A 24,621-nucleotide genomic window follows, 5' to 3' on the forward strand; every position below is an offset into this window, starting at 1 on the left:
AACTTCCAGATTCTGCTTCCCGGCGGAGCATTTGTGTCCACAAGAATCCGTATCAAGATGCAAACGTCTAGGAATCGACCTTGATTGTAGGCAAGGTGAGGTCGTTCACATGTAAGATCGGGGGTAATCATCGATGTGATGCCTGGACGGTTCCCGCATGCTGCGCACCAGTTGCGCTTCATAACCAGGCTTCCGCGCTATCGGTGGGAATCACTCGCAAGGGAACTTTGAAAGGAACTTCAATGAAGAGCTTCACCGCCATGAAATTCGCTGCCATCGCAGCAGCTGGCGCACTGGCCCTGACCGCCTGCGGCGGCAGTGGCGAGCAGGGCACCGCGGAGGGCGGCGACGAGGCCGTCAAGATCGGCATCTCCCAGTTCGTCTCGCACCCTTCGCTGGACGCAGTGGTCACCGGCTTCAAGGCAGGCATGGAAGAAGCCGGCTACACCGGCGAGAAGATCAGCTACGACGAGAACAACGCCGAAACCGATCAGGCTACCAACACCTCGATTGCCGGCAAGCTCGCCGCTGATTCGGATATCGACCTGGTGTTGGCAATTGCTACCCCATCGGCCCAGGCTGCGGCGCAGGCGATTACCAAGGTTCCGGTGCTCTTCTCCGCTGTGACCGACCCGGTTGATGCCAAGCTGGTCGCCTCCAATGAAGCTCCGGGCGCGAATGTCACCGGCACGTCGGACATGAACCCGGTCGACGAGCAGCTGCAGTTGCTCAAGGACCTGGTGCCCGATGCCAAGAAGGTCGGCATTGTCTACTCCTCGGGTGAAGCCAACTCCGCAGTCCAGGTGAAGATGGCCAAGGAAGCAGCCAAGGGCCTGGGCTTGACCATTGAAGAAGCCGCTGTCTCGGCGTCCAGCGAAGTCCAGCAGGCCGCCAGCTCGCTGGATGTCGACGCGTACTACGTTCCGACTGACAACGCTGTCGTTTCTGCCCTGGAAGGCCTGCTGCAGGTTGCCGAGAAGAACGGCGTGCCGGTCATTTCGGCTGACGGCGAGTCCGTCAAGCGCGGTGCTACCGCAACCTACGGCATCAACTACGAGAAGCTGGGCGCGCAGACCGCTGCCATGGCCGTGAAGCTGCTCAAGGGCGAGGCCGAGCCGGCAACCCTGCCGGTGGAGACCATCTCCGAGGTCGATCTCTACCTGAATGAAGATGCCGCCAAGAAGGCAGGCATCGAATTCACCGACGAGATGAAGTCCGAAGCCGTAGAGGTCTACTAAGCCCCGGCAACAACTTACCGACGCAAGGCGAGGCGCATAACCTGGTGCCTCGCCTTTCGTCGTGATTACCTGCAAAACTTACAACTCAAGGATCCACACATGATCACAGCGGTTGAACTCGGCCTGATTTACGCCATCATGGCGCTCGGGGTGTACCTGACCTTCCGTATCCTGGACTTTCCCGACCTGACTGTCGACGGCAGCTTCACCACCGGTGCCGCCGTCGCCTCGGTGGGCATCGTGAACGGGATGAATCCCTGGCTGGCCACCGTGCTGGCCTTCTTCGCCGGCATGGTTGCCGGTGTCATTACCGGCCTGCTGCATACCAAGGGCAAGATCGACGGCCTGCTCGCCGGCATCCTGACCATGATCGCGCTGTACTCGATCAACCTGCGCATCATGGGCAAGGCCAACACCCCCTTGCTGGGGGAGGAGACCCTGATCAGCCCGATGCGCGTCTCGGGCCTGCTCGGCTCATGGGCGTCGGTGGCCATCCTCTTTGCCGTCTGCCTGGTCTTCGTGGCAGCGATCGTCTGGTTCCTGCACACCGAGCTGGGCATGGCCATGCGGGCCACCGGCGACAACCAGGAAATGATCCGTTCCTTCGGCGTGAGCACCGACAACCAGAAGATCCTGGGCCTGGCGCTGTCCAACGGCCTGGTGGCGCTGTCCGGTGCGGTCATCGCCCAGTACCAGGGCTTCGCCGATATCGGCATGGGCATCGGCCTGATCCTGATCGGCCTGGCCTCGGTCATCGTCGGCCAGGCGATCTTCACCCAGCGCTACATCTGGCTGGCCGCCATCGCGGTGGTCTTCGGCGCAGTGATCTACCGCCTGGTGATCCAGATGGCCCTGTCGGCAGGCCTGGAGGTCAACGACATGAAGCTGATCTCCGCGGTCCTCGTCGTCGTCGCCCTGCTGCTGCCGAAGTGGAAGGGCTTCCAGAAGATCATCAAGAACTTCAAGCGCACCCCAGCAGCAGTTGAAACCAAGGAAGAGGTTCGCACCAATGCTTGAAATCAAGAACCTGTCGCGCACGTTCTTCCCGGGAACTGTCAACGAGCGCAAGGCGCTGCGCAACATCAACCTGAACCTGTCGGACGGTGAATTCGTCACCGTCATCGGCTCCAACGGCGCCGGCAAGTCCACCGTGCTGAATATGGTTGCAGGCAAGCTGCAGCCCGATGCCGGTTCGGTGTCCATCGCGGGGAAGAACGTCACCAGGATGGCCGACTACACCCGCGCCAAGTACATCGGCCGGGTATTCCAGGACCCGATGGCCGGCACTGCGCCGACCATGTCCATCGAGGAGAACATGGCTCTGGCCTACGCCCGCGGCCGTTTCCGCGGCCTGGGCCTGGGCGTAGGCACCAAGCGGCGCGAGCTGTTCGTCGAGGAGCTCAAGAGCTTGGAACTCGGTTTGGAAGGCCGCTTGAAGACCAAGGTGGGCCTGCTCTCGGGCGGCCAGCGCCAGGCGCTGAGCTTGCTGATGGCCACATTCTCCAAGCCCAAGATCCTGCTGCTCGATGAGCACACCGCGGCCCTGGATCCGCAGCGTGCCGCGCTGGTCTCGCGCCTGACCAAGGAAATTGTCGAACGCCACCAGTTGACCACGTTGATGGTGACGCACAATATGGAACAGGCCTTGCAGCTGGGCACCCGGCTGATCATGATGCACGATGGGCAGATCATCCTGGACCTGGACCAGGAAGAGAAGTCCAATATGACCGTCAAGGGCCTGCTGGAGGAATTCAGCAAGATCAAGGGCGCACAGCTCGATGACAAGACCATGCTGCAGTAGCAGCTGGCCAGTATCCGTGCAGGCTCCGCACCCGATGGGTGCGGGGCCTGTCGGGTTTAAGGCAGCGGTTTGCGCAGGCGGTGCTCGACGCGTCCCGAGCTCCGGTCGATGACTTGCTGTCCTGTCCATTGGTACCCGCAACGGCGATAGAGCCCCCTCGGCACGTGCATTGCTGGCGATAAGCAGACTGGACATGGCTGGGGCAGTGACCAGCAGGATGGATCAGTTCTACACCTGTCGGCCTGCCTGCGCTGTCAAGATCCTAGTTCACGAGGTACGGCATGCTAGAAGACTCGATTTCTGCCGTTTCAACTGCTAGCTCATGAGAGAGCGCGACATGCGCGGCCGCAGCTCTGGCATCGTAGGTGGCATTAATGGGTTTACTCATGCAGCTGATCTTCGATACTCAATATGAATTTGAGAAATATTCATGCAGTTAAAGATGCATTGCTATAAACCTGCCTAGGATTAACACCTTCTGCGAAACGAATGGTGGACTATTGAGAACCCGTAGCGCGTACATAGCTGCAGCGACAGGAGTCGTCGGTCTGGCTCTCATCACTGGATTGCTGTCGGGTTGCTCTTTGACTGGGAAATACTCCGATGAAACCTGCGATGGCCGCAAACCCGTCAGCTCGTTAGAGCAGGCGGGCACGGAATTGGTAGTTGCTGCGTATGCTGGCGATCGCACTGGAGTTTGCCGGGTTACTTCGCCATTTCCAGGAGGAAACTTGGATGACGAGATGGTCAGCCAGACTCGGCAGATTCTAGAGAACCACGGCATTACACCTGAAAATGTGTCGGTCGTGGTTGGAGAGCAGTTTGGAAGCGCAGTATCCGTTCACCTGACTGACGGTAACCAGTATGCTCGGCACTCACTGTGGGTCGGTGGCCATAGTATCCGTGAGGAAGGATTCACTATAGGGCTACCGGAGGAACTGTATCCTGCTGCGCCCGAGCATCCGGCATCCCAGTCATCCACGGTTGATCCCTAAGCTTTGCAATTCTAGTGATTCAGGATTCTTGGCATCCGGGTATCTCGTAAGCGCGATACAAAGCGAAATTTCCCCGGCTATTGCTCTAAGTGGAGCTTTGGTTCCCTCTCGGCAATGCCGGTTAGGCTTTCGCCGAATCATTAGCGCGGACAGTCAGCTGCCGCGCGATGTCTTTAGGCTTTTCGCCTAGTGTCCAAATGAAACATCGGAAACGCCTGTTTATTCTTCATTCGTGGCATAAACAGTGACCCAGACTCCCACCGGCACTTTGAATTCGAGCTGTACCTCATTGGTGTTGATTTGATGTGCCGGGGTAGAAAGGCTCGTATATATTTCTGAATTCGAATCGCAACCACTCGCACCGGTTTTTGATCCACCTAGCAGGATAATCTCCCAAGGGGACGTTGCATCACATGAAATTATGAAGCCAACTGAATCAAATCCTCCGGGAAGATCCCCGAGGCGCAGAGTGGTCGAGCCCACGGAATGAGTTTCATTGAGAATCTTGAAGGAGTCTTCGCTCTGGGCGAGGAATTCGGCATGCTTCTTTAGGGGATCTGGCGATTCCGAGGTGCTGCCCGACGTATCTGACGAAGGAATCTCTCCAAGCGCTGTCTCAGGGGAAGTCGAAGGGCTGCATGAAGACAGTGCCAAAGCAATCACAGAAGCAAGTGAAATGATTCCAAAGAGACGTTTCGTCATGTGTCAAGATTATCTTTTAGCGGGATAAAATCAAGAGTTCATGAGAGTACTTCGATTTCCCGCGTTTTCGCTCGGGTAGTTTGCCGAGGAACTCTTGAATGGCAGCGATGCGAATTCAGTGTCGAGTGGATGGAGTATCGCTCTTTCCATCAAGCGGTGGGCAGTTAGCGGCCGCGGGCAATTTGATGCGGGTATCGCCATCTCGGATTGGTGACGAGCCCGGTCCATGCCGGCAGTAGTTCCCGAATAGGCCGGTCGGGTCGACTCCGAGATCCCCTATGTGCAGTTCTGGATTTGAAGCAAGGTCGCCGAGCGGTCCCAGAGTTGCTTCGCTAGTACCTCATCATGGATCAGCGGGTTGACCTTCGATGCGATCTTTCCCGACTCGTAGTAGGCGCCCGGTTCGAATTGCACGCCAGGCTTCGCCTCCGCAAGCCAGACGAGCTGGTCGGTACCCTTGGTCGAGTCGACCGTGAAGAAGCGCCTAAGCGGACCGTGGTAAAGGAACTTCAATAACCCCTTGGAGTCCGAGGCGAAACTGGTGCCAACGATCCCGGGGTGGAACGCCACGGCGTTAATCCCGGAACCGCCAAAGCGCCGCTGTAATTCCGAGGTGAACAGAATGTTCGCCAACTTTGCATTGCCGTAGGCGGCCCTCGGTGAGTAGCTGTTTTCGCCCTGTAGGTCCGCAATGTCGAATTTGGCCATGAGACGCGCAGCCATGCTGGCGGTCTGAATGACCGTGGCACCCGAATCGATTAGTCGTTGCAACAACAGATTCGTGAGCAGGAAGGGCGCTAGATGATTGACTTGGAAAGTCTTTTCGAATCCATCCACGGTCAGTTCGCGCTCTGCCTTGATCCCGCCGGCATTATTAGCCAGCACATCAATTCGGGGATACTTCTGGAGCAACTGCGTGGCCAGGCCGCGTACCTGTGCGAGCTGGCTGAAGTCTGCCACGAAATAGCTGGCGCCTAGCTCATGGGCGATGGCCTGGGTTTTGGTTTGCGACCGACCGACAACGACAATCTGGTGCCCCTGTCGTGACAGTTCTCGGGCCGATGCGGCCCCGATCCCGTCGCTGGCTCCGGTAATGAGAATGGTTTTTTTCATGGTGCCCTTAAGCGCTTGTTGGTTTATCCGAGTTTAGGGCCTAGCCGAAGCTAAAGGTTGTGGCGACGGGGAAGCTGCCAGAAAATGCTGACAGGAGATTGTTCGCGGCCTCGCGCGAGCTGCGGCGTGAGAAGAAGAGCGAAAAAAAGCAGGCCCTGGTAACCAGGACCTGCAATTTAGGTGGTGCCCCTGAAAGGAATCGAACCTTCGGCCTTCTGCTCCGGAGGCAGACGCTCTATCCACTGAGCTACAGAGGCGTGTTGCTGGGCAACAGGAAAAATACTATCAGGTCGTCACTTGATCTGCGCAATTCCAGCACCTTGGCACGCATGTGTTGCAAAAGTCACCGGGTCGGGCCAGTCTCACAGTCGATGCAAGTCATGAATGCTGAAGAAGCACGGCAATTGCCGGTATTCTTGAACGGTGACTCCTGAAGAACTCTCCGCAGCAATATCCGCATGCCTCACCGAAGCCGTAGCCGCCGGCGAAATCTCCGTCGAGGTGCCAGAGACCGTACGCGTGGACCGCCCGAAAAGCCGTGAACACGGCGACTGGGCAACCAACATCGCGCTGCAGCTGGGCAAGAAGGCCGGCATGGCCCCGCGCGACTTCGCCCAGATCCTGGCCACCCGACTTGCTTCGGTCCCAGGAGTCGGCGCCGTGGACATCGCAGGTCCCGGCTTCCTGAACATCACCCTCGAAGCCGGCGCTGCCGGCGAGCTGGCCCGCACCATCGTCGAGGCGGGTTCCGCCTACGGCAGCAACGAGGCCCTGGCCGGCCACGTGGTCAACATGGAATTCGTTTCCGCGAACCCCACCGGCCCGCTGCACATCGGCCACACCCGCTGGGCCGCGCTGGGAGATGCCATCTCCCGCGTGCTGCGCGCTTCGGGCGCTTCGGTGACCAGCGAGTACTACATCAACGATGCCGGCAACCAGATGAACGTCTTCGCCCGTTCGGTGTACAACCGCATCCACGGCCTGCCAGTGCCAGAGGGCGGCTACCCGGGCGAATACATCAAGGAACTGGGCGACGCCGTCCTGGCCCAAGCCCCGCAGCTGCGCGAGCTGGACGAAGCAGAAGCAATTCCTGCCCTGCGCGACGCCGCCTACAAGGCGCAGCTCGAAGACATCAAGTCCACCCTGGCCGACTTCGGCGTCAGCTTCGACGTGTTCTTCTCCGAAACCACCTTGCATGAGGGCGGTGCGGTGGCTGACGCCGTGGCCCGCCTGCGCGAACAGGGCCACATCTTCGATCTGGAGGGCGCGGTTTGGCTGCGCACTACCGACTTCGGCGATGACAAGGACCGCGTGCTGATCCGCGCCAACGGCGAGCCGACCTACTTCGCCGCCGATGCCGCCTACTACCTGTCCAAGAAGGACCGCGGCTTCGAAGAGAAGATCTACCTGCTGGGCGCCGACCATCACGGCTACGTCAACCGCCTGAAGGCGATCGCCGCCTGCGCGGGAGATGACAAGGACAAGAACATCGAGGTGCTGATCGGCCAGCTGATCTCCGTCAACGGAGCCAAGCTGTCCAAGCGCGCGGGCAACATCATCGAGCTGCGCGATTTGATTAACTGGATCGGCGCCGACGCGCTGCGCTACTCGCTGGCCCGTTTCCCGGCTGATTCGCCGATCGCGCTGGACCCCGAGCAGCTGAAGAAGAACACCAATGACAACCCGGTGTTCTACGTCCAGTACGCCCATGCCCGTTCGTGCGCCGCGGCCCGCAATGCCGCCGCCAAGGGCGTGACCCGTGACGGCTTCGATGCCGCGCTGCTGACCGACCCGACCGAAAACGAGCTGCTGGCCGTGCTCGGCCAGTTCCCGTCGGTGGTTGCCGGTGCCGCGGAATTCCGCGAACCGCACCGCATTGCCCGTTACCTGGAGCAGGTCGCCGGCGCCTACCACTCGTGGTACGCCGCAACCCGCATCACCCCGGTGGGCGAAGGCGAAGCGGTCGCGCCGGTGCACGGCACCCGGCTGTGGCTGAACGACGCCGCCACCACCGTTTTGGCAAATGGATTGGAACTGCTGGGCGTTTCCGCCCCAGAGAGGATGTAAGACCTTATGGCCGTATCGCCGCTAGCCCCGCAATGGCTGCAATTCCCGGAAAACATCAACGCACTTCGACAGATCGAGTGGGCTTCGGGGGTTTCCCGCGAGGCTGGCGGCGAACTGTCCATCCAGGGCCTTCCCGTCTCCCAGCTGGCCGCCGAGTTCGGCACCCCGCTGTTCGTGCTCGATGAGAACGACTTCCGCGCCCGCGCCCGGGGTTTCAAGACCGCCTTCGACGACGCGTTCAGGCAGCTGTGCGGGGGAGTCGACGTCTACTACGCCGGCAAGGCATTCTTGTGCACCGAGGTGGCCCGCTGGGTGACCGACGAGGGCCTGCGCCTGGATACCTGCTCCGGGGGCGAACTGGCCGTGGCCAACGCCGCCAAGGTGCCCGCTGCCAACCTCTCGCTGCACGGGAACAACAAGTCGGCAGCCGAGATCACCCGCGCCATCGAAATGGGCGTCGGGCGCCTGGTCATCGACTCGCTGGACGAGCTTGACCGGGTGATTTCGATCGCCGACGCCATGGGCCAGAGCGCGCAGGTCATGCTGCGCATTACCCCCGGCGTGCACGCCTCCACCCATGAGGCCATCGCCACCGCGCACGAGGACCAGAAGTTCGGGCTGTCCATCCTGGACGATGCCTCCGGCACTTCTCCTGCGCTGCGTGCGGTCGCCCAGGCGATCGAGGCGCAGAACATCAACCTGCTGGGCCTGCACGCCCACATCGGTTCGCAGATCTTCGAGGCCGAGGGCTTCGCAATGGTCGCCCGCACCATGCTCGGCCTGCTGGCCAAGATCCGCTCGATCCATGGTGTTTCCCTGCCCGAGCTGGATCTGGGCGGCGGCTACGGCATTGCCTACACCTCCGAGGACCACCCCTCCACCCCGGCCAAGCTGGCCGGGCAGATGGCCGAAGTGGTCTCGGCGACCTGCGCCGAACTCGAGCTGGAATGCCCGCGCATTTCCATCGAGCCGGGCCGCGCCATCGCCGGCCCGAGCACCTTCACCCTCTACGAGGCTGGCGTGCGCAAGGACGTCCAGGTGGAAGACGGCTCAGGGGCGCTGCACCCGCGCCGCTACATTTCAGTGGACGGCGGGATGAGCGACAACCCGCGCCCGGTGCTCTACGACGCGCAATATACCGCCGTGCTGGCTAGCCGTATGACGCAAAACGACGCAATTATTTCTCGTGTAGTTGGGAAACATTGCGAGTCAGGTGACATAGTCGTGAAGGACGTTTACCTGCCCGATGACGTGGCGGCCGGCGATTTGATCGCCGTTCCGGCCACCGGCGCCTACTGCTGGGCGCTGTCGAGCAACTACAACTACCTCACCCGCCCCGCGGTGGTAGCGGTACGCGATGGCCAAGCCCGTCTGATCGTGCGCAGGGAAACGGAAACAGACTTGTTGGCCCGTGACATGGGAGTTTAATTGAGCGGCGAAAAGAACCTGAAGGTAGCCCTGCTGGGTTGCGGCACCGTCGGAGCCCAAGTGGCCCGGATCCTGCTGGAAGATGCAAACGAACTGGCTGCCCGCTCCGGCGCCGGCCTGCAGCTGATCGGCATTGCCGTGCGCAACCCGGATGCCAAGCGCGATGCAGTGCTGCCCCAGGAGCTTTTCACCACCGACGCCCACGGGCTGATCGCCCAGGCCGATGTGGTCATCGAACTGCTCGGCGGCATGGAGCCGGCCGGCGAATACATCGCCGCCGCCCTTGCCAAGGGTGCCAGCGTCATCACCGGCAACAAGGCGCTGATTGCGCTCAAGGGCGCCGAACTGAACGCGATCGCTGCCGACAACGGCGCCCAGCTGCGCTACGAGGCCGCGGTGGCCGGGGCCATCCCGATCCTGCGCCCGATTGCGGACTCGCTGGCCGGGGACCACATCACCAAGGTGATGGGCATCGTCAACGGCACCACCAACTTCATCCTCGACGCCATGGACACCACCGGTGCCGCGTTCGACGACGTGCTGGCCGAAGCCCAGGCGCTGGGCTATGCGGAAGCCGATCCAACCGCCGACGTGGGCGGGCACGATGCCGCCGCGAAGGCCGCGATCCTGGCCTCGCTGGCCTTCCACACCACCGTGTCCTCGGACCAGGTCTGGACCCAGGGCATCACCGAAGTCAGCGCCGCCGATGTCGCGGCCGCGGCCGCCGCCGGCTACGTGATCAAGCTGCTGGCCATCGCCGAGCAGGCCGAAGCCGGGATTTCGGTGCGCGTCTACCCGGCCCTGGTGCGCCGCAGCCACCCGCTGGCTACCGTGCATGGCGCGTTCAACGCCGTGTTCGTCGAAGCGCAGAACGCCGGCGACCTGATGTTCTACGGGGCTGGAGCCGGTGGCAACCCGACCGCGTCGGCGGTCATGGGCGACGTCGTTGCCGTGGCCCGCCAGATCGCTGCCGGAGCCCCGCTGCCCAACGGCTCGGTTAACCAGGCGCCACGGATGCTGGACTTCGAGGCCATCGACACCCGCTACTGGATTGGCCTGTCGGTCAAGGACCAGTCCGGCGTGCTGGCCGCCATCGCCACCGTCTTCGGCGAGCACGGGGTCTCCATCGAGTCGATGAGCCAGCAGGTGGACGCCGAAGCGGGCGCGCAGCTGCGCATCCTGACCCACCAGGGCACCGAAGCGGCCCTGGCCAGCACCGTCGAGGCGCTGACCGCGCTGGACGCGGTGCACTCTGTTCTATCCGTTATGCGAGTTGAAGGAAACTAACGTGGCTCACCAGTGGCGCGGAGTGATCCGCGAATATGCCGATCGCCTGCCAGTAGACGAAAACACCAAGGTCATCACCCTGGGCGAGGGCGGCACCCCGCTGGTCTACGCCCCGGCGCTGTCGGCGCAGACCGGCAACGAGGTGTACCTGAAGGTCGAGGGCATGAACCCGACCGGTTCCTTCAAGGACCGCGGCATGACCATGGCGATGACCGCCGCGGTGGCTGCCGGCGCCAAGGCCGTGGTGTGCGCCTCCACCGGCAACACCTCCGCTTCGGCCGCCGCCTACGCTACCCAGGCAGGGCTGAAGTGCGCGGTGCTGGTGCCCGATGGCAAGATCTCCATGGGCAAGATGTCCCAGGCGATCGCCCACGGTGCGGACATCATCCAGATCGACGGCAACTTCGATAACTGCCTGGAAGTGGCGCGCAAGCTCAGCGAGAACTACCCGGTGTTCCTGGTGAATTCGGTGAACCCGGCCCGCATCCAGGGCCAGAAGACCGGCGCCTTCGAGGTCGTCGACTTCCTGGGCGACGCCCCGGATTACCACCTGCTGCCGGTAGGCAACGCGGGGAACATCACCGCGTACTGGAAGGGGTACAAGGAGTATTCCTCCAAGTGGACCAACGAAGCCGGCAAGGAACTGCAGCCGGTGTCCACCAAGAACCCGGTCATGTGGGGCTTCCAGGCCGCCGGGGCCGCCCCGATCGTGGCCGGCCACCCGATCACCGAACCGGATACCATCGCCACCGCCATCCGCATCGGCAATCCGGCATCCTGGGAACAGGCCGAAGCCGCCCGCGACGAGTCCGGCGGGCAGATCGACTCGGTCACCGACGAGCAGATCCTCGAAGCCCATCGCTGGCTTTCCAGCCGCGAAGGCGTCTTCGTGGAGCCAGCTTCGGCAGCCGGCGTGGCCGGCCTGCTCAAGCACCACGCCGCCGGCACTGCGCCGACCGGCAAGAAGATCGTGATCACCGTGACCGGCCACGGCCTGAAGGACCCGGACTGGGCCCTGAAGCAGGCCGACGGCTCGGAAGTTGCGCCGAAGAAGGTGGCCTTCGACGTGGTCGAGGTCGCCGGCGCGCTGGGCCTGGCCTAGCAGCTTTTCGCCGGCCAGCCGCCGGCAGCACGACGGCCCGCCGCGTCATTGGCTCTCCCGGACCGGGGGAGCCAATCGCGGCGGGCCGTTGCGCACCTGATACCTATCGCACCGAATTCTTGAAGGAACCATGACGCAGCAGATCGCCCTGGGCCAGAAGTTGATCGTTTCCCCGCCGGCCACCTCAGCCAACCTCGGTCCTGGCTTCGATTCGCTGGGCCTGGCCCTGGAATACCGCGACCGCCTCGAAGTGCGCACCGCGCGGTCCAGCAGTGTCGAGATTTTCGGCGATGGGGCGCAGGAGCTGCCACGCGATGAGTCGCATCTGATCATCAAGGAAATGCACCGCTACTGGAAAGACGCCGGTTTTGAACCGGTTGGCGTCCAGCTGGTCGCGCACAACAACATCCCGCACGCGCGCGGCATGGGATCCTCGGCCGCGGCGATTGTCGCGGCCTACGCCGCCGCCGATGCGCTGCTTCCAGCCCCAGCTCGTGGCGGGACCGAGCGGATCTTCCAGGCGGCTGCAGCGTGGGAAGGGCACCCGGACAATGTGGCTCCGGCGGTCTTTGGCGGGCTGAGCATCTCTGCCACCGATGCCGCCGGCAGCTTCAGCTCGGTGCAGGTGCCCCTGCACCCGGACCTGCGCGCAGTGCTGGCGATCCCGTCCAACGGCTTGTCCACCGAGGTCGCGCGCGGCGCGCTGCCTGCACAGGTCGACCACGCGGTAGCCGCGGCGAACAGCGCGAGCGCCGCGCTGCTGATCCATGCGCTGAGCAACGATCCGCGCCAGCTGCTGGGCGGCACCAAGGACTACCTGCACCAGGACTATCGCGCCGCGGCCATGCCCGAAAGCGCGGCGCTGATTGCCAAGCTGCGCGGCGCAGGACTGGCCGCAGTGGTTTCCGGTGCCGGACCGACCGTGTTGACCCTGGTGGCCTGCGATGAACAGGTCGCTGCCGTGCAAGCGGCCATCGATGAATTCTCTGCAGGATCTCCAGTGTCATGGCGTGCTGAAGTTCCCAAGCTGGCCGCCAACGGTGTTACAGTAGAAGTGCTGTAACACCATGGCAGGCCGGATAGCTGGGCAGTAGCCCGGTCCGAATCCTTTGTGGCCAGTGTTGATGCGGATAAATTCGGTTCTCGAACCCCATTTCATCCGTCCAGCCGTCCCGGATCTTCCTGCAGTTCGCAGCAACTTTGATATCCCGCATTCAGGTACGTCATCGTGCCTAGGAGATGTCAGTCTCTCTAATCCACTGCAGTTTTGCCTCGAATTCTGGGCCATCTTGCGGGGAGAAAGTGAAGTAGCCACGAAATCTTCGGCTGCTGAACATCATTTACGGCATAGTGGGCCTGCCTTGAAGCGGCCCATCCTACGAGTCAGAAGGAACTTTCGTGACCGAAACCACGAGCCTCAACGAAGGCGTGGACACCAAGACTTCCGAAAACAAGAGCGCCGGACTGGCCTCTTTGAAAATGACCCAGCTCCAGCAGTTGGCTTCGCAGCTGGGTATCACCGGCGGTTCGCGGATGCGCAAGGCTGATCTGGTCAAGGCCATCGGCGACCACCAGCGCGGTGGCTCCGTTGCCGCCAAGGACGCCAAGGCCGCACAGGAAGCGAAGTCTGCCAAGACCGAAGCTCCCGCAGCGAAGGCTGAAGCTCCAGCTGAGCAGGCCAAGGAAACCAAGACCCGTGCACGTCGTGCGCCAAAGGCCGCGGCCCAGGCGCAGGCTGAGACCGAGAGCGCACCAGAGGCCGGCGCGGCTGCTGAAGCTCCGGCTGAAAAGCCAGCTCGCGCACGCCGCACCTCGCGCCGTGTGACCGACTCGGGCAAGGTTGCGGCTCCTGCCGAAGCCAACGAAGCCGCTACTGAGGCTCCAGCCGAGAACCAGGCAGCAGCCGAGGAGTCCAAGGCTCCACGCCAGCGCCGCAACTCGCGGAACAACAAGCCGGTTGACCAGCCAGCAGAGCAGGCAGCCGAGCAGGCCGAGGCACCGGCGGAGAACGCCGAGAGCAACGGCGAAGCACGCGAAGAGCGCCGCGAGCGCGGCAACCGCCGTGAGCGTGGCAACCGCCGCGATCGCAACACCGAGCGCACCGAGCGCACCGAAGTTGCCGAGTCGGAGAACGCTGAAGAGCGCACCGACCGCCGCGAAGAGCGCCGCGAGCGCAACAACCGCCGCAACGAGCGCAACAACGACCGCAACGAGCGCAACAACGACCGCAATGAGCGCAACAACGATCGTGCTGAGCGCAACAACGATCGCAATGATCGCAACGAGCGCAACAACGACTCGAACGACTCGGAGAACATCGAGGACCGTTCCGAGCGTGGCGACCGCAATGACCGCCGCGAGCGCCGTGAGCGCAACAATGATCGCAACGATCGCAATGACCGCAGCAACCGCCGCGAGCGCAACAATGATCGCAACGATCGCAACAACGACCGCAACGATCGCAACAACCGCAACCGCCGCAACCGCCGTGATGACGACGAGCCGCAGCTGAGCGAGGACGACGTCGTATTGCCGATCGCCGGCATCCTGGACGTGCTGGAGAACTACGCCTTCGTGCGCACCTCCGGCTACCTGCCCGGCCCGAACGACGTCTACGTCACCCTGGGCCAGGTCAAGAAGTACAACCTGCGCAAGGGCGACGCCATCGTTGGCGCGATCCGCCAGCCACGCGAGGGCGAGACCCCGAACCCCCGCCAGAAGTTCAACGCCCTGGTGCAGCTGACTTCGGTCAACGGCAAGAAGCCAGAGGACAACCGCGAACGCGTCGAGTTCAACAAGCTCGTCCCGCTGTACCCGACCGAGCGCCTGCGCCTGGAAACCGATCCGAAGCTGGTCGGCCCGCGCGTCATCGACCTGGTCGCGCCAATCGGCAAGGGCCAGCGCGGCCTGATCGTTTCGCCTCCGAAGGCCGGCAAGACCTTGATCCTGCAGGCCATTGCCAACGCGATCACCATCAACAACCCGGAAGTGCACCTGATGATGGTGCTCGTTGATGAGCGTCCCGAAGAAGTCACCGACATGCAGCGCACCGTGAAGGGCGAGGTCATCGCCTCGACCTTCGACCGCCCGGCCGATGACCACACCACCGTGGCCGAGCTGGCCATCGAGCGCGCCAAGCGCCTGGTGGAAATGGGCATGGATGTCGTGGTCCTGCTGGACTCGATGACCCGCCTGGGCCGTGCCTACAACCTGGCCGCTCCGGCCTCGGGCCGCATCCTCTCCGGCGGCGTCGACTCGGCAGCGCTGTACCCGCCGAAGCGCTTCTTCGGTGCAGCCCGCAACATCGAGAATGGCGGCTCGCTGACCATCCTGGCTACCGCCCTGGTGGAGACCGGTTCCAAGATGGACGAGGTCATCTTCGAGGAATTCAAGGGCACCGGCAACATGGAGCTGCGCCTTTCGCGCCAGCTGGCCGAGAAGCGCATCTTCCCGGCAGTGGATGTCAACGCTTCCTCGACCCGCCGCGAAGAGCAGCTGATGAGTGCCGAAGAGGTGCGCATCATGTGGCGCCTGCGCCGCATGCTCTCGGGCATCGATCCGCAGCAGGCACTGGAAGTGCTCACCGGGAAGATCCGCGAAACCGGATCGAACGCGGAATTCTTGATGCTGGTCAACAAGACCACTCCAAACAAGGATTAGCACCACCCACCGCCATGGCGTCCAGCCAGCTTGCCGCACCGGCAGCTGGCTGGACGCCATCGGCGCGTAGTGACACCTCGCACGCCGGCCCCGGCCGGCGCAGCGTTTAGAATTGAATTCCAGCAGTGCCCCAGCCGCAATAGCCGGCGGCACTGCGCGGAAAACGCCAACAAGGAAGCACACCCACCATGTTCGAGTCCGTCAAGTCGCTACTAGAAGAGCATGCCGCAATCCAGGCGCAGCTCTCGGATCCAGCGGTGTACGCCGACCAGGCGCTGGCCCGCAAGCTCGGCCGCCGCTCGGCACAGCTGAACGGCATCGTCGAGGCCTACAACAAGTGGCACGCCGCCACCGAGGACCTGGAAGCAGCCAAGGAAATGGCTGACGAGGATCCGGACTTCGCAGAAGAGGTGGAAACCCTCACCGCCGCCCTACCAGAGCTCGAGGAGAAGCTGCGCCGCCTGCTGATCCCGCGCGACGAGAACGACGGCCGCGACGTGATCCTCGAAGTCAAGGGCGGCGAGGGCGGCGACGAAGCAGCGCTGTTCGCAGCCGACCTGCTGCGCATGTACACCCGTTTCGCCGAGCACAAGGGCTGGAAGGTGGAGATGATCTCCTTCAACGAGTCCGACCTCGGCGGCTACAAGGACGCCCAGGTTGCCATCAAGGGCAAATCGAATGACCCGGCCGAAGGCGTCTACGCCCAGCTGAAGTTCGAAGGCGGCGTGCACCGCGTGCAGCGCGTGCCGGTCACCGAATCCCAGGGCCGCATCCACACCTCGGCTGCCGGCGTGCTGGTCCTGCCCGAGGTGGACGAGCCCGAAGAAGTCGACATCCACCAGAACGACCTGAAGATCGATGTCTACCGTTCCTCGGGCCCCGGCGGCCAGTCGGTGAACACCACCGACTCCGCGGTGCGCATTACCCACCTGCCCACCGGCATCGTGGTGGCCATGCAGAACGAGAAGTCGCAGATCCAGAACCGCGAAGCCGCGATGCGCGTGCTGCGTTCGCGCCTGCTGGCCCACCAGCAGGAGATCATCGACAAGGAGAACTCGGCCCAGCGTGCAAGCCAGATCCGCACCATGGACCGCTCCGAGCGCATCCGCACCTACAACTACCCGGAAAACCGCATTGCCGACCACCGCACCGGCTACAAGGCCTACAACCTTGACGCCGTGATGGACGGGGACCTGCAGCCGGTGGTTGAATCCTGCATCCAGATGGACGAGGAAGAGCGCTTGGCAGCGCTGGGCGAGTAACGACGCCTTGGAAGAACTCACTGCCGTACGCCGCCAGGCGATTGCGGCGCTGGCCGACGCCGGGGTGCCAAGCCCCGGCGTCGACGTCGACCTGCTGCTGTGCCACGTGCTGGGCATCGACCGCTCGGAACTGAAGCTGCGCGAACTGCGTGGCGAGGGCCTCGACCCTGGATCCCGGGAGCAATTCACCGCCCTGGTGGCCGCCCGGCGCACCCGCATCCCGCTGCAGCACCTGACTGGCGTGGCGTACTTCCGCTACCTGGAGCTGAAGGTGGGACCGGGAGTATTCACCCCGCGCCCGGAAACCGAAACCGTGGTGCAGCTCGGCCTTGATTTCCTGGCCGGCCAAGGCATCGGCACCCCGCGGTGCATTGATTTGTGCTCAGGCTCCGGCGCCATTGCAGCGTCCGTGGCCAGCGAAGTGCCAGCAGCCAGCGTCTGGGCCGTGGAGCTCTCGGAGGATGCCATCGGCTACACCCGGGCCAACTGCGAGCCGCACCGGGTCACCGTGCTGCACCAGGATGCCACGCAAGTTCCCGGGGAGCTGGAAGGCACCATGGACCTGGTGATCTCCAATCCGCCGTATATTCCGCCCAACGCGGTGCCGCGCGAAGTGGAAGTGCGCGAGCACGACCCGGAAATGGCGTTGTACGGGCTCGGGGAGGACGGACTGGACATTCCGCGAGCCATTACCGCCCAAGCCATGAAGCTCTTGCGTCCCGGCGGCTACTACGTGATGGAACACGCCGAAGTGCAGCACGAAACCGCGGCAGCCATGCTGCGCGCGGCCGGATTCACGCAGGTAGCTGGCCATGAAGATTTGACCGGGCGCGCCCGCGCCACATCCGGCTACGCGCCGCAATAACCAAACCACACCCAGTGCATGAAAGAATGATCCCGTGAGCACAACATTTTCGGTAAGCAACGAGCAGGAACACGCTGAAGGCATCGCCGCAGCCAAGGCCGCGCTGGCGGACAAGCGCTGCATCGTCTTGCCTACAGATACCGTCTACGGGATCGGCGCCGATGCATTCAGCGCCCAGGGCGTGGCGATGCTGCTGGCCGCCAAAGGCCGCAACCGCACCATGCCCCCGCCAGTGCTGATCGCCCAGAGTTCCACCATGGACGGATTGGCCAGGGACATCCCCGAGGCCGCGCGCAAGCTGGCCGAAGCGTTCTGGCCAGGCGGACTGACCCTGATCCTGCAGGCCCAGCCTTCGCTGACCTGGGATCTGGGGGAGACCCGCGGCACCGTGGCGCTGCGCGTGCCCAACGACGACACCGCCCTGGAACTCCTGGGCCAGACCGGCCCGTTGGCCGTGTCCTCGGCCAACCGCACCGGCAACGCGGCGGCGCTGGATGTCGAGCAGGCTTTCGCTCAGCTCGGGGAGTCGGTGGATGTCTACCTCGACGGCGGCCCGCGCGGCGAGGCCGGGGAAGAGGTCCTGCCATCGACCATCATCGATTGCACCGGCCAGAACCTGCGGGTGGTTCGCTCGGGCGCGATTTCCATTGAGGAATTGCGCGTGGTCGTCCCTGGCCTTCTCGATTTGGGACAGGACGCACCGGAAACCGGCGCATGAGAACATACGTACTGCTCATAGCATTCAGCTTTACGGTTTCGTTCCTGCTCACCCCGATCATCCGCACCCTTGGCCACCGTTTCACCGGCAACCAGCTGGTGCGCGAACGCGACCAGCACGAAAAACCGATCGTGAAGTTCGGCGGCCTGGCGATTATCGCCGCTTTCGCCGCAGGGCTATGGCTGGCCAGCAACTTCCACTTCTTCCGCGGGGTCTTCGGCAATGACGACGCCATCCGCGGAATCGCCTACGCCCTGGGCGTCATCGTGCTCATGGGCCTGGCCGATGACATGTTCGACCTGAAGTGGTGGCTGAAGCTCGCCGGCCAGATCCTGATCGGCTGGCTGGTCGCCACCAACGGAATCGTCATCCAGTCCCTGCCCGTGGGTTCGTGGCAGATCGATGAGCAATGGATGCAGATTTCAGTGACCATTTTCCTGATCGTGCTGACCATGAACGCGATCAACTTCTCCGATGGATTGGATGGCTTGGCCGCGGGCCTGGCCGCCATTGGCGCGGCGACCTTCTTCGTGTACTCCTATGTACTGGCCACGCACGTGAGCGCCGATGACTACGCGAACATCGGGGCCTTGCTCTGCGCCTTGCTGCTCGGTGCCTGCCTGGGCTTCTTGCCGCACAACTTCAACCCGGCGAATATCTTCATGGGGGAGACCGGCGTTCTCGCCATCGGCATGATCCTCTCGGTGGCCGCGGTGGCGGTGACCGGTGATGTGCAGGGCCTGGAGGCCCGGCGCTTCCGCAACATCCCGGCCTACATGCCGATGCTGCTGCCGATGGTGATCGTCTTCCTACCAGTACTGGACCTTGTACTCTCGGTCTTCCGCCGGCTAGCCAACAAACGCTCACCCTTTTCCCCGGACGCCAAGCACATCCACCACCGGATGCTGGCCCAGGGCCACTCGGTGCGCCAATCGGTAGTTCTGCTCTACCTGTGGGCCGCCGTGATTGCCGTCTCAGTGGTTTCCATCGCCTTCATCCCGGTCATTCTGGTGGTCCCGATGGCCTTGCTGTTGTTCCTAGTGGCAGCGGTTGCAACGTGGCGCCCCCTGGTGATCAAGCGGGTCGAGGCCTTACGCAAGCGCATGGGCAAAGCCTAGCCCGATCAAATAGCAGGGTAACGCACAAGCAATCTGTTTCTATCTCGTGTAGAATTCAATCTGGATCTTCTTTCATCTGTTCTTTAGGGAATAGGTGGAAGTTTCAAGTTTCATCAGCATCGATGGGTGCACGATGGTTCCTCGGTGTTGACGAAGAAAGGTTGCGGACGTGAATTCTGGTTCTGCCCGCGTCAGTGCTTCGTCAGCCCCGAAATCCATCTGGTTGCCGATTCTTGGCTTGTCACTGGTGTATTCGCTGATCGCTACCGCCATATTTTTCCTGATTTCATGGTTGGTTGCCGATCTTCGCTACGCGCTTTCTGGCGCGCTGGCTGCCGGGATTGTGATTGGCTTTTTCGCGATTGGCATTCTCATTGCCGAAGCTGCAGGGCGAATTCGCCACTCGTGGGCCATGCCCGCGTTCTTGGGTGTCTTTGTCATCAAGGTTTTTGGCATCGCCTTCGTGTTGTTGAACCTGGGGTTGCCCGATTGGGTTAATCGCCAGGGATTCGTTCTTGCAGCAGCTATCTCCCTTGTTGCCTGGCAGGTTGGCGAGGTGCGTGCTTTCATGAAGGCGCGCCTGGCTATCTACAACGAGGAATAGAGTATTCCGCGCGACTTTGTGTCGGTGGGGTGCTGTGAGTTTGATAAGCTTACTTCGGGTCATTTTTGGCCGTCCGCTCAACTGCGGGCGGAATACGCAATATGCATCCGCGGGGTAACCCGCAGATGGACCTTCATCAGGGTTGATGCTTCTGGCATGGGCCATGATGGGATCCCCGTTTGATCTTTTCTTCACACGGTGAGAGGCAGTTACCGCCAGTCACCGCCTTTTGCCCGTGACCGTTACTGCAGAGAGGACAGCGCGTTGTTCGCGTTTGCGCTCCCAATGGCCTCAGAAGAAGGCGGCTTCGTACCGCCATCCGTTTCCGATACCCACCTCCCGGATCTTTTCCCGTGGATGGCTGAGTACGGCACGGGTTTCGGCAAGCAGATGCTCATGATCGTTTTGTCGATCGTGCTTATCTCTTGGTTCTTCACCGTGGCCATCAAGAACCCGAAGCTGGTTCCAGGCAAGATGCAGTACATCGCTGAGTCCGGTTACGCGTTTGTACGTAACGGAATTGGCCGCGACATCATCGGCGAGAAGAACTTCCGTCCTTGGATTCCTCTGCTGTTCGCGACCTTCTTCTTCGTACTGCTGAACAACCTCTTCGGCGCGATTCCGTTCCTGCAGCTTCCATCGTTCTCACACGCTGGTTCTGCATACGCGATGGCTATCATCATCTACGGCACCTGGATTGCTGTAGGCCTGAAGAACCACGGTATCCGCTACTTCAAGTTGGCCGTCGTCCCGTCCGGTGTTCCGGGCTGGATCATGCCACTGATGATTCCGTTGGAAATCATTTCTAACTTCATCGTTCGCCCGCTGACGCACTCGCTGCGTTTGATGGCAACGATGCTGGCCGGTCACATGATCGTGATGCTGGCAGCTGCCGGCGCTCGTCACCTGATCGTTGTCCAGGACTCCCTGGCCATGAACGGCCTTGGCATCCTGGTCATCGTTGGCTCGGTCGCCATGTACTTCCTGGAACTGCTGATCATGGTCCTGCAGGCGTTTGTTTTCGCCCTGCTGACCGCGATCTACCTCCAGGGTGCAATCGAAGCCGACGCCCACTAGGCCAACACTTCTTTTCTTCCAACCCATAAAGATCTTCCTTGAGTCGCTCAAGGAATACCTCACAACCTACCGGCAAAAGCTCGGTATCTTGAAAGGAACATAATCACATGTTGCACGGCTCCCTGAATATGATCGGCTACGGCCTGGCTGCTATCGGTTCGGCTATCGGCGTTGGCTTGATCTTCGCTGCCTACATCAACGGTGTTGCACGTCAGCCTGAGGCTCAGCGCATCCTGCAGCCAATCGCCATGCTTGGCTTCGCACTTGCTGAAGCACTGGCCATCCTGGGCCTGGTCTTCGCCTTCGTCATCGGCGCCTAGTCTTTTCGCAACTGTAGTGGCCTCGCCACTATCGCGAGGCGTACACACAAGCGGAAACTAGTAGATAAGGAATAGTGAGAATGAACAGCACTGATTTCATCCTCGCTGCGAGCGAATCGGTCAACCCGCTGTTGCCGAACCCGTGGGAAATTCTCGTCACGGGTGTTGGTTTCGCGGTCCTTCTGTTCATCGTCATCAAGGTAATTGCTCCAAAGTTCGAGCAGTCCTATGAAGATCGCGTCACCGCGATCGAAGGTGGCCTTGAGAAGGCTGAAGCAGCGCAGAAGGAAGCAGAGGAGACCTTGGCACAGTACAAGGCCCAGCTTCTGGAAGCACGCACCGAAGCAAACCGCATCCGTGAGGAAGCTCGTAGCGAAGGTGCTCAGATCCTTGCGGATCTGAAGACCAAGGCAACCGATGAGGCAGCTCGTATCACCGAGCAGTCGCACCGCCAGATCGAAGCTGAGCGCGTATCCGCTCTGGCTTCGCTCCGCACCGACGTGGGCGCATTGGCTACCGAGCTTGCAAGCAAGGTTGTTGACGAAGCTCTGCAGGACGATGCCCGTGCCCAGCGCGTGGTTGACAAGTTCCTGACCGATTTGGAAGCTCAGCAGAACGCAGGTGCATCGAACTAATGGCAAGTGTATCGAGCGAGTCACTGGCAAAGGCTTTGGCGTTCCTGGAACCCAAGCTGGCACTGGCATCTATTGAGCTGCCTAAGGAACTGTTCGCGGTCCTGGAAGTACTGGATGCAAATGCCGGTCTCCGCCGCGCAATGACTGACCCAGCCCGTGATGCTGCCGAAAAGGCAGGCCTCTTGGCCCAGCTGCTGCACGGAAAGGTCTCGGCTGACGCTGAGGACACCGTTGCCCAGCTGGCTTCTACCCGTTGGAGCTCGGAACGCGACATTAGCGATGCGCTCGAAACGCTGGCTGTCACTGCGGTTACCGCAGTGGCTGAGCAGCAGGACGGCGCTTCGGGGCTGAACAAGCTGGAGCAGGATCTGTTCTCCTTCATCGAGGTAGTTCGTGGCAACCACGAACTGCAGCGTGCGTTGGATGATGCACAGGCCCCAGTCGAGGCAAAGCGCGCTCTCGCGCTGAAGCTCGTGCCTAACGCGTCGCAGACCTCTCAGGTATTGATCTCGCAGGCAGTTTCGAACCCTCGTGGTTTGAAGCCAGCAGCTTTGCTGGAACGCTTCGTGGAGCTCGTGGCCAAGCGCCAGCAGCGCTGGATCGCTTCGGTGACCAGCTCTGTAGAGCTTTCGGCGACTCAGCTTTCGCGCCTGGAGACCAGCCTGAACAAGCTTTACGGTCGTCAGCTCAAGCTCAACGCCACTATCGACCCATCGCTGGTCGGTGGACTGGTAGTCAAGGTTGGCGACGAAGTTGTCGACGCTTCCGTGGCATCGCGCGTGGCAGATTTGCGCCGGGCCTTGGCCAGCTAGGACTCATTAGGCGAAGGAGCAATCCTTTACCTGGTGTTCCTAGCTGCCAGGACCACAACAGACTTCATTCACATTCGATTCGGTGTTTTAGAACCGGATCACAATTTAGGAGAGCAGGGACTGCAGATGGCCGATTTGACCATCAATGCCAACGACGTCCGTAATGCCCTAAACGAGTTCGCATCTTCCTACGAACCGGGTAAGGCAGAGCGCACCGAGGTGGGACGCGTCGTCGCCGCGAGCGACGGCATCGCCAGAGTGGAAGGCCTTCCTTCCGTCATGGCAAACGAGTTGCTGAAGTTCGAAGATGGCACCCTGGGCCTTGCCCAGAACCTCGATACCCGCGAAATCGGTGTCGTTGTGCTTGGTGACTTCACCGGCATCGAAGCTGGCCAGAAGGTCGAGCGCACCGGCGAGATCCTTTCGGTTCCAGTTGGCGACGGCTACCTCGGCCGCGTGGTTGACCCATTGGGCGAGCCACTGGACAATCTGGGCCCAATCGCTTCCGAGGGCCGCCGCGCCCTGGAGCTTCAGGCACCAGGCGTTACCCAGCGCAAGAGCGTGCACGAGCCAATGCAGACCGGTCTGAAGGCTATCGACGCCATGATCCCGATCGGCCGTGGCCAGCGTCAGCTGATCATTGGTGACCGCCAGACCGGTAAGACCGCTATCGCGGTTGACACCATTCTGAACCAGCGCGCCAACTGGGAATCCGGCGACCAGACCAAGCAGGTTCGCTGCGTCTACGTGGCAATTGGCCAGAAGGCATCGACCATCGCTGCCGTACGCCAGACCCTCGAAGAGCAGGGTGCACTGGAATACACCACCATCGTGGCTTCCCCCGCATCTGACCCAGCAGGCTTCAAGTACTTGGCACCATACGCAGGCTCGGCCATCGGCCAGCACTGGATGTACGGTGGCAAGCACGTTCTGATCGTCTTTGATGATCTGTCGAAGCAGGCTGAAGCCTACCGTGCCGTGTCCCTGCTGCTGCGCCGTCCGCCAGGACGCGAAGCTTACCCAGGTGACGTCTTCTACCTGCACTCCCGCCTGCTTGAGCGTTGCGCCAAGCTGTCGGACGAGTTGGGTGCAGGTTCGATGACTGGTCTGCCAATCATCGAAACCAAGGCCAACGACGTGGGCGCGTTCATCCCGACCAACGTCATCTCGATCACCGACGGCCAGATCTTCTTGCAGTCGGACCTGTTCAACGCCAACCAGCGTCCAGCAGTCGACGTGGGTATCTCCGTATCCCGCGTTGGCGGCTCGGCTCAGGTCAAGGCCATGAAGAAGGTCTCCGGTACTTTGAAGCTTGAATTGGCTCAGTACCGCGACATGCAGGCATTCGCGATGTTCGCTTCGGACCTGGATGCTGCTTCCAAGCAGCAGCTGACCCGTGGTGCACGCCTGATGGAACTGCTCAAGCAGGGCCAGTACACCCCATACCCAGTCGAAGACCAGGTCGTTTCGATCTGGGCCGGCACCAACGGTTACCTGGACGATGTCCCGGTTGAGGATGTACGCCGCTTCGAGGGCGAGTTCATCGACTACCTGCGCCACCGCACCGACGTGCTGACCGTGATCGGCCAGACCGGCAAGCTGGAGAACGAGACTCTGGAAGCCATGAAGACCGCTGTTGCGGACTTCAAGGCCGGCTTCTTCGGCGAAGGTGACGACAAGCTTGTCGCCGCCGGACACGAAGAGCACGACGCTCTCGATTCCGAGTCCGTTGACCAGGAACAGATCGTCAAGCAGAAGCGCTGACAATTTCCTTACGAGGGGGAGCGGCGCCGGTAACGGCGCCGCCCTCCCGAAGT

General features: G+C 61.9%; 22 protein-coding genes and 1 tRNA gene. 19 read left to right on the forward strand and 4 right to left on the reverse strand.

Features of this window, described 5'->3' with window-relative positions; genetic code table 11:
* Positions 1-242: 242 nt before the first annotated feature.
* From ACIOJF_RS15290 to ACIOJF_RS15300, 3 genes are all read left to right on the forward strand, one after another.
* On the forward strand, positions 243-1,238 hold the full coding sequence (locus ACIOJF_RS15290; RefSeq protein WP_105658395.1) for an ABC transporter substrate-binding protein: 996 nt from the start codon (positions 243-245) through the stop codon (positions 1,236-1,238).
* 99 nt (positions 1,239-1,337) lie between these two features.
* The gene (locus ACIOJF_RS15295; RefSeq protein WP_105658396.1) at positions 1,338-2,255 is read left to right on the forward strand and encodes an ABC transporter permease; all 918 of its coding nucleotides are present in this window, start codon (positions 1,338-1,340) and stop codon (positions 2,253-2,255) included.
* On the forward strand, positions 2,248-3,039 hold the full coding sequence (locus ACIOJF_RS15300) for an ABC transporter ATP-binding protein (protein WP_105658397.1): 792 nt from the start codon (positions 2,248-2,250) through the stop codon (positions 3,037-3,039). The genes ACIOJF_RS15295 and ACIOJF_RS15300 overlap by 8 nt, the downstream gene beginning before the upstream one ends.
* A gap of 262 nt (positions 3,040-3,301) precedes the next feature.
* Here the strand turns inward: ACIOJF_RS15300 and ACIOJF_RS15305 are convergent, their stop codons facing one another.
* The 4 genes from ACIOJF_RS15305 to ACIOJF_RS15320 all read right to left on the reverse strand — a co-directional run bounded on the left by ACIOJF_RS15305 (position 3,302) and on the right by ACIOJF_RS15320 (position 6,106).
* Positions 3,302-3,427 carry a hypothetical protein gene (locus ACIOJF_RS15305; RefSeq protein WP_286134315.1) on the reverse strand — a complete coding sequence of 42 codons (126 nt, stop codon included), beginning with the start codon at positions 3,425-3,427 and terminating at the stop codon, positions 3,302-3,304.
* Between the two features lie 826 nt (positions 3,428-4,253).
* The gene (locus ACIOJF_RS15310; protein ID WP_146112314.1) at positions 4,254-4,736 is read right to left on the reverse strand and encodes a hypothetical protein; all 483 of its coding nucleotides are present in this window, start codon (positions 4,734-4,736) and stop codon (positions 4,254-4,256) included.
* Positions 4,737-5,012: 276 nt separating this feature from the next.
* Entirely contained in the window at positions 5,013-5,849 is an 837-nt protein-coding gene (locus ACIOJF_RS15315) for an SDR family NAD(P)-dependent oxidoreductase (RefSeq protein WP_105658398.1), read from the reverse strand.
* A 181-nt stretch (positions 5,850-6,030) separates the two neighbouring features.
* Positions 6,031-6,106, reverse strand: a tRNA-Arg gene (locus ACIOJF_RS15320).
* Positions 6,107-6,272: 166 nt separating this feature from the next.
* Here ACIOJF_RS15320 and argS point away from each other — a divergent pair.
* The 16 genes from argS (at position 6,273) to atpA (ending at position 24,568) form a co-directional block, all read left to right on the forward strand.
* Complete coding sequence (gene argS, locus ACIOJF_RS15325) at positions 6,273-7,916, forward strand: arginine--tRNA ligase (protein ID WP_105658399.1); 1,644 nt, start codon at positions 6,273-6,275, stop codon at positions 7,914-7,916.
* A 6-nt stretch (positions 7,917-7,922) separates the two neighbouring features.
* Positions 7,923-9,344, forward strand: a complete 1,422-nt coding sequence (lysA, locus tag ACIOJF_RS15330) for a diaminopimelate decarboxylase (protein ID WP_105658400.1) — start codon at positions 7,923-7,925, stop codon at positions 9,342-9,344.
* The gene (locus ACIOJF_RS15335) at positions 9,345-10,631 is read left to right on the forward strand and encodes a homoserine dehydrogenase (RefSeq protein ID WP_105658401.1); all 1,287 of its coding nucleotides are present in this window, start codon (positions 9,345-9,347) and stop codon (positions 10,629-10,631) included.
* A 1-nt stretch (position 10,632) separates the two neighbouring features.
* Positions 10,633-11,733 carry a threonine synthase gene (gene thrC / locus ACIOJF_RS15340; RefSeq protein WP_105658402.1) on the forward strand — a complete coding sequence of 367 codons (1,101 nt, stop codon included), beginning with the start codon at positions 10,633-10,635 and terminating at the stop codon, positions 11,731-11,733.
* A 130-nt stretch (positions 11,734-11,863) separates the two neighbouring features.
* The gene (gene thrB / locus ACIOJF_RS15345) at positions 11,864-12,796 is read left to right on the forward strand and encodes a homoserine kinase (protein ID WP_105658403.1); all 933 of its coding nucleotides are present in this window, start codon (positions 11,864-11,866) and stop codon (positions 12,794-12,796) included.
* Between the two features lie 335 nt (positions 12,797-13,131).
* Positions 13,132-15,393 (forward strand): transcription termination factor Rho, encoded by a 2,262-nt coding sequence (rho, locus tag ACIOJF_RS15350; RefSeq protein WP_402697268.1) that lies wholly within the window; start codon positions 13,132-13,134, stop codon positions 15,391-15,393.
* 188 nt (positions 15,394-15,581) lie between these two features.
* Positions 15,582-16,655: a peptide chain release factor 1 gene (prfA, locus tag ACIOJF_RS15355; RefSeq protein ID WP_105658405.1), complete on the forward strand. Its 1,074-nt coding sequence runs from the start codon at positions 15,582-15,584 to the stop codon at positions 16,653-16,655.
* A gap of 7 nt (positions 16,656-16,662) precedes the next feature.
* On the forward strand, positions 16,663-17,520 hold the full coding sequence (gene prmC / locus ACIOJF_RS15360; RefSeq protein ID WP_105658406.1) for a peptide chain release factor N(5)-glutamine methyltransferase: 858 nt from the start codon (positions 16,663-16,665) through the stop codon (positions 17,518-17,520).
* 34 nt (positions 17,521-17,554) lie between these two features.
* Positions 17,555-18,238, forward strand: coding sequence for an L-threonylcarbamoyladenylate synthase (locus tag ACIOJF_RS15365; protein WP_402741837.1), 684 nt, complete (start codon positions 17,555-17,557; stop codon positions 18,236-18,238).
* Entirely contained in the window at positions 18,235-19,356 is a 1,122-nt protein-coding gene (locus ACIOJF_RS15370) for an MraY family glycosyltransferase (RefSeq protein ID WP_332488148.1), read from the forward strand. The genes ACIOJF_RS15365 and ACIOJF_RS15370 overlap by 4 nt, the downstream gene beginning before the upstream one ends.
* A 247-nt stretch (positions 19,357-19,603) precedes the next feature.
* Entirely contained in the window at positions 19,604-19,960 is a 357-nt protein-coding gene (locus ACIOJF_RS15375) for a hypothetical protein (protein WP_146112315.1), read from the forward strand.
* A 285-nt stretch (positions 19,961-20,245) separates the two neighbouring features.
* Positions 20,246-21,037, forward strand: coding sequence for a F0F1 ATP synthase subunit A (gene atpB, locus ACIOJF_RS15380; RefSeq protein WP_105658410.1), 792 nt, complete (start codon positions 20,246-20,248; stop codon positions 21,035-21,037).
* A gap of 107 nt (positions 21,038-21,144) precedes the next feature.
* Complete coding sequence (locus ACIOJF_RS15385) at positions 21,145-21,357, forward strand: ATP synthase subunit C (RefSeq protein WP_013348621.1); 213 nt, start codon at positions 21,145-21,147, stop codon at positions 21,355-21,357.
* A gap of 80 nt (positions 21,358-21,437) precedes the next feature.
* Positions 21,438-21,992, forward strand: coding sequence for a F0F1 ATP synthase subunit B (locus tag ACIOJF_RS15390; RefSeq protein WP_013348622.1), 555 nt, complete (start codon positions 21,438-21,440; stop codon positions 21,990-21,992).
* Positions 21,992-22,804 carry a F0F1 ATP synthase subunit delta gene (locus ACIOJF_RS15395; protein WP_402741838.1) on the forward strand — a complete coding sequence of 271 codons (813 nt, stop codon included), beginning with the start codon at positions 21,992-21,994 and terminating at the stop codon, positions 22,802-22,804. The genes ACIOJF_RS15390 and ACIOJF_RS15395 overlap by 1 nt, the downstream gene beginning before the upstream one ends.
* A gap of 126 nt (positions 22,805-22,930) precedes the next feature.
* The gene (gene atpA / locus ACIOJF_RS15400; RefSeq protein WP_013348624.1) at positions 22,931-24,568 is read left to right on the forward strand and encodes a F0F1 ATP synthase subunit alpha; all 1,638 of its coding nucleotides are present in this window, start codon (positions 22,931-22,933) and stop codon (positions 24,566-24,568) included.
* Positions 24,569-24,621: the final 53 nt, after the last annotated feature.

The organism is Glutamicibacter sp. NPDC087831 (assembly GCF_044742845.1).
Lineage (GTDB): Bacteria > Actinomycetota > Actinomycetes > Actinomycetales > Micrococcaceae > Glutamicibacter.

Excerpts from the sequence above, each read along its gene's own strand:
- ACIOJF_RS15370 (WP_332488148.1), top strand. The coding sequence starts at position 18,235 with ATGAGAACATACGTACTGCTCATAGCATTCAGCTTTACGGTTTCGTTC.
- prfA (WP_105658405.1), top strand. The coding sequence starts at position 15,582 with ATGTTCGAGTCCGTCAAGTCGCTACTAGAAGAGCATGCCGCAATCCAG.
- atpB (WP_105658410.1), top strand. The coding sequence starts at position 20,246 with ATGGCCTCAGAAGAAGGCGGCTTCGTACCGCCATCCGTTTCCGATACC.
- ACIOJF_RS15315 (WP_105658398.1), bottom strand. The coding sequence starts at position 5,849 with ATGAAAAAAACCATTCTCATTACCGGAGCCAGCGACGGGATCGGGGCC.
- ACIOJF_RS15300 (WP_105658397.1), top strand. The coding sequence starts at position 2,248 with ATGCTTGAAATCAAGAACCTGTCGCGCACGTTCTTCCCGGGAACTGTC.
- ACIOJF_RS15310 (WP_146112314.1), bottom strand. The coding sequence starts at position 4,736 with ATGACGAAACGTCTCTTTGGAATCATTTCACTTGCTTCTGTGATTGCT.
- ACIOJF_RS15290 (WP_105658395.1), top strand. The coding sequence starts at position 243 with ATGAAGAGCTTCACCGCCATGAAATTCGCTGCCATCGCAGCAGCTGGC.
- thrB (WP_105658403.1), top strand. The coding sequence starts at position 11,864 with ATGACGCAGCAGATCGCCCTGGGCCAGAAGTTGATCGTTTCCCCGCCG.
- ACIOJF_RS15385 (WP_013348621.1), top strand. The coding sequence starts at position 21,145 with ATGTTGCACGGCTCCCTGAATATGATCGGCTACGGCCTGGCTGCTATC.
- lysA (WP_105658400.1), top strand. The coding sequence starts at position 7,923 with ATGGCCGTATCGCCGCTAGCCCCGCAATGGCTGCAATTCCCGGAAAAC.
- ACIOJF_RS15390 (WP_013348622.1), top strand. The coding sequence starts at position 21,438 with ATGAACAGCACTGATTTCATCCTCGCTGCGAGCGAATCGGTCAACCCG.
- ACIOJF_RS15305 (WP_286134315.1), bottom strand. The coding sequence starts at position 3,427 with ATGAGTAAACCCATTAATGCCACCTACGATGCCAGAGCTGCGGCCGCG.
- atpA (WP_013348624.1), top strand. The coding sequence starts at position 22,931 with ATGGCCGATTTGACCATCAATGCCAACGACGTCCGTAATGCCCTAAAC.
- ACIOJF_RS15295 (WP_105658396.1), top strand. The coding sequence starts at position 1,338 with ATGATCACAGCGGTTGAACTCGGCCTGATTTACGCCATCATGGCGCTC.
- ACIOJF_RS15395 (WP_402741838.1), top strand. The coding sequence starts at position 21,992 with ATGGCAAGTGTATCGAGCGAGTCACTGGCAAAGGCTTTGGCGTTCCTG.